Here is a 6,639-nt window from a genome sequence, read left to right on the forward strand (position 1 = left end):
TTAGAAGTAGGTAGATGTTTGGGTTACGAACAACTTGAAGGATGAGTTGAAGGGATTGAACACTTTGCTGCGAACTCGGTTCAGAGAGCCGTTACATCAGGGTAGGATATTACTGTCAGCAAAACATAACCGCTTTACATCGTCTAAATTGCTTGCCAAAAAAATACCTGCGGATTGCATTTGATTGCAACTCTCGGCAATGGTGTCAGGTGAAATGCCCCGGCACGCAGATAAATTGACAATGACTTTAAAGGATTTGGTTGCCTGAAGTTGTAAGGCTGTTGTTTTAACGCAGTAATCCGTTGCGAGGCCGCCAATAATGACAGTGGCGACACCTTTGTGATGTAGCCACTCGATCAGTCCGGTACTGAGCTTTTCTTCAAGATCGTGGAAACAAGCGCCGTAAGGATGAAGATCTGGCTCTATCCCTTTCCAGATGACGTGGTCATACTCAGTTACTTTAGGAAGCCCAGGTATCACTTCAAAGCCCTTACTGCCCGGGACGGCGTGTTTGACCCAGGTCAAATCAGCATTAGGGTGTGATAATGGTTGGAACATATTGTCATGGCTATCAACGATCCACACAGCATTCTCCGGGTGCGCATCTTTTGTCAAAATACGCCAGGTTGCTAATTTGGCCTGTTGATTTAAGGCCTGAGCAATATGATGGCCTTCAGGAACAGGCAGTTCATCAGGACAAAGTGGAGTAAAGGTTTGCTGCACATCCACATCGATTGCTGCAATAGCCATGACACTCTCCTTACAGAATCTGATTCAGAATATGATCTGCTTTCAGACGGCGTATACGCTTGATCAAGCGCCTTACCGGTAGCGGGTAGCTGTCGACTTTATCAATAAACTTATAGCTGCCCATTAATTGAGTATGTCGCAAAATGGCACTGAGTTCCTGCTGCTTTTGCTCTGCTAACAGCTCATGTTTGTCGTGTACCAGAATGGCGTTCTCTAAATCCAGTTTCCATGCGCGCGGATTAAGGTTATTGCCGGTAATGAGCATGTATTGGCGATCAACCCAGATTCCTTTCAGGTGGAAGCTATTGTCGTCGTGTTTCCAAATGTGAATAGCCAGCTGACGGCGGGCGATAGCGGCCTCGTTGTGTTTGGCAAAACTACGCAAATTTACCTCATATAAGTAAGGTAATCCTGCGATGGTTCTGAACGGTTCGCTGGGCGGAATGTAAAAATCATTAGCGGTTTTATCACCGACAATCAGAGTGATCTTTACACCGCGACGTAAAGCCCGTTTCACTTCCCGGCTTACGCTGCGGGGAAAGTTGAAATAAGGAGTGCAGATCGTCAGCTCATGTTTAGCACTGGCGATCAGGGTACAAATGTACTTATTCAGATTGTTCTTACGACGGCCAAGGCCAACAATGGGGGTGAGGCCGACCTGATCATTAGCGATAGGCTCAGGATCAAAATAATAGCTTGCGCGCTGTAATTCCAGGCGCAATTGCTTGATAGCATTGCGTAAGATTTTCGTTTCCGGCCGGGTCTGCTGATTGAGGCAATTCACCGCTTCACTGTCGACCAGCGTGCGCTGAACAAAGTGGGCCATGCTGTCAGCCAGTTTGGTGTTTTTCAATACATGATATCTGTCGTAGCGGTAACGTTGATGTTGAGCCAGATAGACATCATTCAGGCTGGCGCCGCTATATATGACAGTATTGTCAATGATAAAGCCTTTGAGGTGGAGTACACCAAAGACTTCACGATTGCGAACGGGCACTCCCAACACTTCAATCTTATGTTGGTAGGACTGGGCAAACTCACAGTAGAGCGCTGCATTACCCTCCGATTTTTCTGCACCTATCAATCCACGCTGAGCTCGGTGCCAATCGACGAGTACTTTAATGTCCAGTTCGGGACGTAGCTGTTTTGCATCATACAATGCTTGAAGAATACTGCGACCCGCCTCGTCGTCTTGCAGGTACAATGCGACCAGATAAATACGCTTGGTTGCTCTGGCTATTTCCTGATGCAAACGTTCACGAAAGGCACCGGCATCTAGCAGTGTTTCTATATCTTCCGGCTGATGTGCAATACGTGGTAGCTGATCTATGAGCTGCCTATTTGCAGTAGCTGAATCCATTATCGCCTCGTTCCGCGATTTATATGATAAATCTAAAAATTGGGGGCTAATTATACCAGATTTTAGTGCTGGTAAAGCGACCGGGCTGATCCAATTAATGAGCTTGGGAGGCAGGTTGGGTCAACCGGCCTGATATAGCATAGGAGTGAGCGCTTTTCCACCAACTCTGTAGCGTTCAATTCGATGAGCAAGAGAAAGCGGTAGCGCATCATCCGCAATGACCGAAAACTGCGCTTTTAGGTACAGTGACTCAAGGTGGCTGAATGCAAAACAGTAACAGGGCTTAGCCATAAGTTGCAAATGGCAAGCGTTCAATAACGCGAGGCCAAAGCCCTGTTGTCTCAATTGCGGCGCAACCAGCATGCCTGTCATTAATTGAAAATCGTCATATTGCTGGAAACGGACAACGGCCTCGATGGACGTAGCGGTTTCTCCGATCCAGATGATTTCGTCCTTCTTGGCTTTACCCGCAGGATAATGCGTCTTGTACAGACGATTGACCAAAGGAAGGCGAAGAGGTTCCAAAGGATGGAAGCTAAGTGTTGTTTTCGTTAAATCTGTCATGGAATTAACTGCGTCGCTATGTGTGATCAGTTAGAATGCGGCCTCCAGTATAAAGCGACGGTTTGAATTTGGTATGGAAGTTTTGCATCGCCATTCACTGGCTTCATTGCACACATTTGGCTTGAGTGTAACAGCCTCTCAGGTTGTGACCATTAGATCGGTGGACGAGCTGAAAACGCTGCTGTCCAGTGATGCGACAGGGACTCCTGCTCTTGTGGTGGGGCAAGGGAGTAACTTGCTGTTTTGTGAAGACTATAACGGAACTGTCATACTGAATCGGATCATGGGCATTCAAGTTCATGAAACCGACTTTGCTTACCATCTCCATGTGGGGGCAGGTGAAAACTGGCATCAGTTGGTGTGCTGGACGGTTGAGCAAGAGATGCCTGGCCTGGAAAACCTGGCCCTGATACCTGGTTGCACAGGATCTGCACCTATACAGAATATCGGGGCTTATGGGGTTGAGCTTCAGGATATCTGCGAATACGTTGATGTAATGGAGCGAAAAAGTGGTGATGTCGTACGCTTAACGGCGGAAGCGTGCCGCTTTGACTACCGTGATTCTATTTTTAAGCACGAATTGAAAGACAGTCATATCATAGTTGCGGTCGGCCTTCGTCTGAGTAAGGACTGGCAGCCAAATACGAGCTATGGGCCGCTGGCGAACCTGGATCCTGCTACTGTCACAGCTCGCGACATCCTGATACAGGTTTGTGCGACTCGGCAGGCTAAGCTGCCGGACCCGGCGGTGCTTGGTAATGCCGGCAGCTTCTTCAAAAACCCCGTGGTATCAGAAAGTACCTATCAGAAGCTTGCGGCTGAGTTTCCGTCTGTCCCTTGTTATCCCGCAGCAGGCGGCCGGTTTAAATTGGCCGCCGGGTGGTTGATAGATCAATGCGGACTGAAAGGCCATAAGGTTGGCGGAGCAGCCGTACACCAGCAGCAGGCGCTAGTGATTGTAAACCTCGGCATGGCCAGCCCTGAGGATGTACTGAGATTGGCGCGCTATATCGTCGACACGGTCAAATCGCGTTTTGGTGTCACATTAGAGCATGAGGTGCGCTTTATGGCGTCTGACGGAGAAACCACACTGGATAAGGTGATGCCATGAAAGAACACACAACCAAGCTGGCGCTGATCCGGTTTTTGGCCGATGGTCAGTTTCACTCCGGTGAAGCACTGGGCGAGGCGCTGGGGATTTCTCGCGCAGCAATCAGCAAACATATCAAAGGGATTCAGGAGTGGGGCCTTGATATTCATCGGGTCCAGGGCAAAGGTTACTGCCTGGCTGCCGGGTTTGATTTATTGGATGAGCACCTTATCCAGACTCAGGTTGATTGTCCGTCACTGGCATTGATCCCGGTGATTGATTCAACCAATCAATATATGTTGGATCGCATAGGCCAGTTACCCAAAGGTGCAGTTTGTGTGGCTGAGTACCAGCAGGCCGGGCGCGGGCGCCGTGGGCGGCAATGGCTCTCTCCGTTTGGCAGCAACCTGTATTTGTCAATGTACTGGCGCTTGGATGCCGGTGTTGCTGCTGCGATGGGGCTGAGCCTGGTCGTTGGTTTGGCTGTGGCGAAAACATTGCAGAAGCTGGGTGCGGCGGAGATTAAGGTGAAATGGCCCAATGACCTCTATTATCAGGACAAAAAGCTGGCGGGTATTCTGGTAGAAATGAGCGGTAAAGCCGGAGATGCTGCGCATTTAGTCATTGGTATGGGGCTGAATCTCACCATGTCTAATACAGATACCGAAACAGTGGGGCAACCTTGGTCTAATCTGGCTGAAGCTTGCGACCCTATGCCTGGCCGTAATCAGTTGGCGGCAGCCATCATTGAGGGGGTGACGGAAACTCTGCTGCGCTATGAAGAGGTTGGCATGGCGGGTTTTGTCGATGAGTGGGACCAGTATGACAATTTCCTTGGCCGGCCGGTGAAGCTGTTGATCGGGGACAAAGTCATCCGGGGCGTCGCCTGTGGTATTAACCCCCAAGGGGCGCTGATGCTGGAAACGGAGCAGGGGAAGATGCCGTATCTGGGTGGTGAGATCTCTTTGCGTAAAGACGATTAAGCTCAAGGGCTATCTAAAGCGAGCGGGATACTTACTTTCTGAGTTTGACGGTCTGCACTGCATGGTTAGAGCTTTTTTGCAGGATAAGACTGGCACGCTCGCGCGTCGGCAGAATGTTCTCCCGCAAGTTTTTACCATTAATCTCCTGCCAAATATTGGTCGCCGTTTTCACCGCTTCTGATTCGGTCAGTTTGGTGTAATGATTAAAATAGGATGATGGATCTTTAAAAGCACCCTGACGGAATTTCAGAAAACGTTCTATGTACCAAGTTTGTAGTAAATCCGGTTCGGCATCGACATAAATGGAAAAGTCGAGCAAATCAGAAATAAAGACCCGATGCGGTTCATGAGGGTAATCCATGCCGCTCTGTAACACATTCAGCCCTTCAATGATCAGGATGTCCGGTTGCTCTACCGTCTTTATTTCATCAGTAATATCGTAAAATAAATGAGAATACACAGGGGCATCCACCTGAAGCTTACCTGACTTCACATCGGTCAGAAACTCAACCAAACGCCGAATATCGTAAGACTGAGGAAATCCTTTCTTTTTCATCAGATTTCTTTCCATCAGCACATTATTTGGATAGAGGAAGCCATCAGTAGTGATTAATTCCACCTTAGGGTGTTCCGGCCATCGGGTCAGCAGGGCTTTTAGCAGACGCGCAGTGGTGCTTTTGCCGACAGCGACACTGCCAGCAATACCTATGATGTAAGGCACTGTGCTTGGTTTGGGCTGAGACAGGAACTCTTCCAAAACGCGGTTTCGGCCCTTGCGTGCACCGACATAAAGATTGAGTAAGCGCGACAAAGGCAAATATATATCGCGGACTTCATCCATCGACAAATGCTCATTGATACCGCGAAGACGTTCGAGATCAGCTTCGTCCAGCGTCATTGGCACTGACTTGCGTAAATCAGCCCAGGCCTGCCGGTCAAAAGTAAGATAGGGGGTTAGGATCTCGTTCATCTTGTAACCAAAATCTCATTTACAGGGATTGGGACAATACAGGATCAATAGAGGAAGTGAAAGAGGCCGTGATTTCTCCTTTTGAAGAATTATGTCAGCATAGTCCCTTGTTTGATTAAGAAATGTACATTAAAGCGGCCATTATAATTTTTTTTGTATTTACCTATTGCAACCCCAAAAACCATCGCATAGAATGCGCAGCAATTACGCCGACTTAGCTCAGTAGGTAGAGCAACTGACTTGTAATCAGTAGGTCACCAGTTCGATTCCGGTAGTCGGCACCAAAATTTGGAGGGATTCCCGAGTGGCCAAAGGGATCAGACTGTAAATCTGACGGCTCCGCCTTCGAAGGTTCGAATCCTTCTCCCTCCACCATATTCAAATGGTTGAATAGCTCTACGAGTTACGAGTTTGCGGGCATCGTATAATGGCTATTACCTCAGCCTTCCAAGCTGATGATGCGGGTTCGATTCCCGCTGCCCGCTCCACATTTCTCGTGTGCTGATATAGCTCAGTTGGTAGAGCGCACCCTTGGTAAGGGTGAGGTCGGCGGTTCAAATCCGCCTATCAGCACCACTCTCTCTCCGAAGCACTTCAATCCTTTTGATATATACTCTACAAAACCCATGATTGGTTGTGTGGTCGTTATACCACCTAAATACCGTGCCTAGAGGGACTACCCATGTCTAAAGAAAAATTTGAACGTACGAAACCGCACGTTAACGTTGGTACTATCGGCCACGTTGACCACGGTAAAACTACTCTGACTGCTGCTATCTGTACTGTACTGTCTAAAGTATACGGCGGTTCTGCGCGTGACTTCGCATCTATCGATAATGCGCCAGAAGAGCGTGAGCGTGGTATCACTATCTCTACTTCTCACGTAGAGTACGATACTCCTTCTCGCCACTACGCACACGTA

At 48.6% G+C, this 6,639-nt stretch carries 7 protein-coding genes and 4 tRNA genes; 7 read left to right on the forward strand and 4 right to left on the reverse strand.

What is annotated here, in order from left to right:
* Positions 1 to 96 precede the first annotated feature (96 nt).
* The 3 genes from KCG43_RS21075 to KCG43_RS21085 form a co-directional block, all read right to left on the reverse strand.
* Positions 97 to 750, reverse strand: a complete 654-nt coding sequence (locus tag KCG43_RS21075; protein ID WP_192017824.1) for a nicotinamidase — start codon at positions 748 to 750, stop codon at positions 97 to 99.
* Between the two features lie 10 nt (positions 751 to 760).
* The gene (pssA, locus tag KCG43_RS21080; RefSeq protein ID WP_218387427.1) at positions 761 to 2,110 is read right to left on the reverse strand and encodes a CDP-diacylglycerol--serine O-phosphatidyltransferase; all 1,350 of its coding nucleotides are present in this window, start codon (positions 2,108 to 2,110) and stop codon (positions 761 to 763) included.
* Positions 2,111 to 2,230: 120 nt separating this feature from the next.
* Positions 2,231 to 2,674, reverse strand: coding sequence for a GNAT family N-acetyltransferase (locus KCG43_RS21085; RefSeq protein ID WP_192017822.1), 444 nt, complete (start codon positions 2,672 to 2,674; stop codon positions 2,231 to 2,233).
* Positions 2,675 to 2,747: 73 nt separating this feature from the next.
* On the opposite strand from KCG43_RS21085, the gene murB reads away from it, so the two are divergent.
* Together murB and birA are read left to right on the forward strand one after the other, a co-directional pair.
* Positions 2,748 to 3,785, forward strand: coding sequence for a UDP-N-acetylmuramate dehydrogenase (gene murB, locus KCG43_RS21090; protein WP_192017821.1), 1,038 nt, complete (start codon positions 2,748 to 2,750; stop codon positions 3,783 to 3,785).
* Positions 3,782 to 4,747: a bifunctional biotin--[acetyl-CoA-carboxylase] ligase/biotin operon repressor BirA gene (gene birA / locus KCG43_RS21095; RefSeq protein WP_192017820.1), complete on the forward strand. Its 966-nt coding sequence runs from the start codon at positions 3,782 to 3,784 to the stop codon at positions 4,745 to 4,747. Before murB ends, birA begins: the two co-directional genes overlap by 4 nt.
* Positions 4,748 to 4,778: 31 nt before the next feature.
* Here the strand turns inward: birA and coaA are convergent, their stop codons facing one another.
* Positions 4,779 to 5,717: a type I pantothenate kinase gene (coaA, locus tag KCG43_RS21100; RefSeq protein WP_192017819.1), complete on the reverse strand. Its 939-nt coding sequence runs from the start codon at positions 5,715 to 5,717 to the stop codon at positions 4,779 to 4,781.
* Positions 5,718 to 5,925: 208 nt separating this feature from the next.
* On the opposite strand from coaA, the gene KCG43_RS21105 reads away from it, so the two are divergent.
* From KCG43_RS21105 to KCG43_RS21125, 5 genes are all read left to right on the forward strand, one after another.
* A tRNA-Thr gene (locus tag KCG43_RS21105) sits at positions 5,926 to 6,001 on the forward strand.
* A gap of 6 nt (positions 6,002 to 6,007) precedes the next feature.
* Positions 6,008 to 6,092 (forward strand) — tRNA-Tyr (locus tag KCG43_RS21110).
* A gap of 38 nt (positions 6,093 to 6,130) precedes the next feature.
* Positions 6,131 to 6,205 (forward strand) — tRNA-Gly (locus KCG43_RS21115).
* A 12-nt stretch (positions 6,206 to 6,217) separates the two neighbouring features.
* Positions 6,218 to 6,293 (forward strand) — tRNA-Thr (locus KCG43_RS21120).
* A gap of 106 nt (positions 6,294 to 6,399) precedes the next feature.
* A partial coding sequence (locus KCG43_RS21125; protein WP_241903692.1) for a GTP-binding protein occupies positions 6,400 to 6,639 on the forward strand: 240 nt, incomplete at its 3' end.

The sequence above is a fragment of the Photobacterium sp. WH24 genome, from assembly GCF_019204055.1.
GTDB lineage: Bacteria > Pseudomonadota > Gammaproteobacteria > Enterobacterales > Vibrionaceae > Photobacterium > Photobacterium arenosum.

Excerpts from the sequence above, each read along its gene's own strand:
- KCG43_RS21075 (WP_192017824.1), bottom strand. The coding sequence starts at position 750 with ATGGCTATTGCAGCAATCGATGTGGATGTGCAGCAAACCTTTACTCCA.
- pssA (WP_218387427.1), bottom strand. The coding sequence starts at position 2,110 with ATGGATTCAGCTACTGCAAATAGGCAGCTCATAGATCAGCTACCACGT.
- KCG43_RS21085 (WP_192017822.1), bottom strand. The coding sequence starts at position 2,674 with ATGACAGATTTAACGAAAACAACACTTAGCTTCCATCCTTTGGAACCT.
- murB (WP_192017821.1), top strand. The coding sequence starts at position 2,748 with ATGGAAGTTTTGCATCGCCATTCACTGGCTTCATTGCACACATTTGGC.
- birA (WP_192017820.1), top strand. The coding sequence starts at position 3,782 with ATGAAAGAACACACAACCAAGCTGGCGCTGATCCGGTTTTTGGCCGAT.
- coaA (WP_192017819.1), bottom strand. The coding sequence starts at position 5,717 with ATGAACGAGATCCTAACCCCCTATCTTACTTTTGACCGGCAGGCCTGG.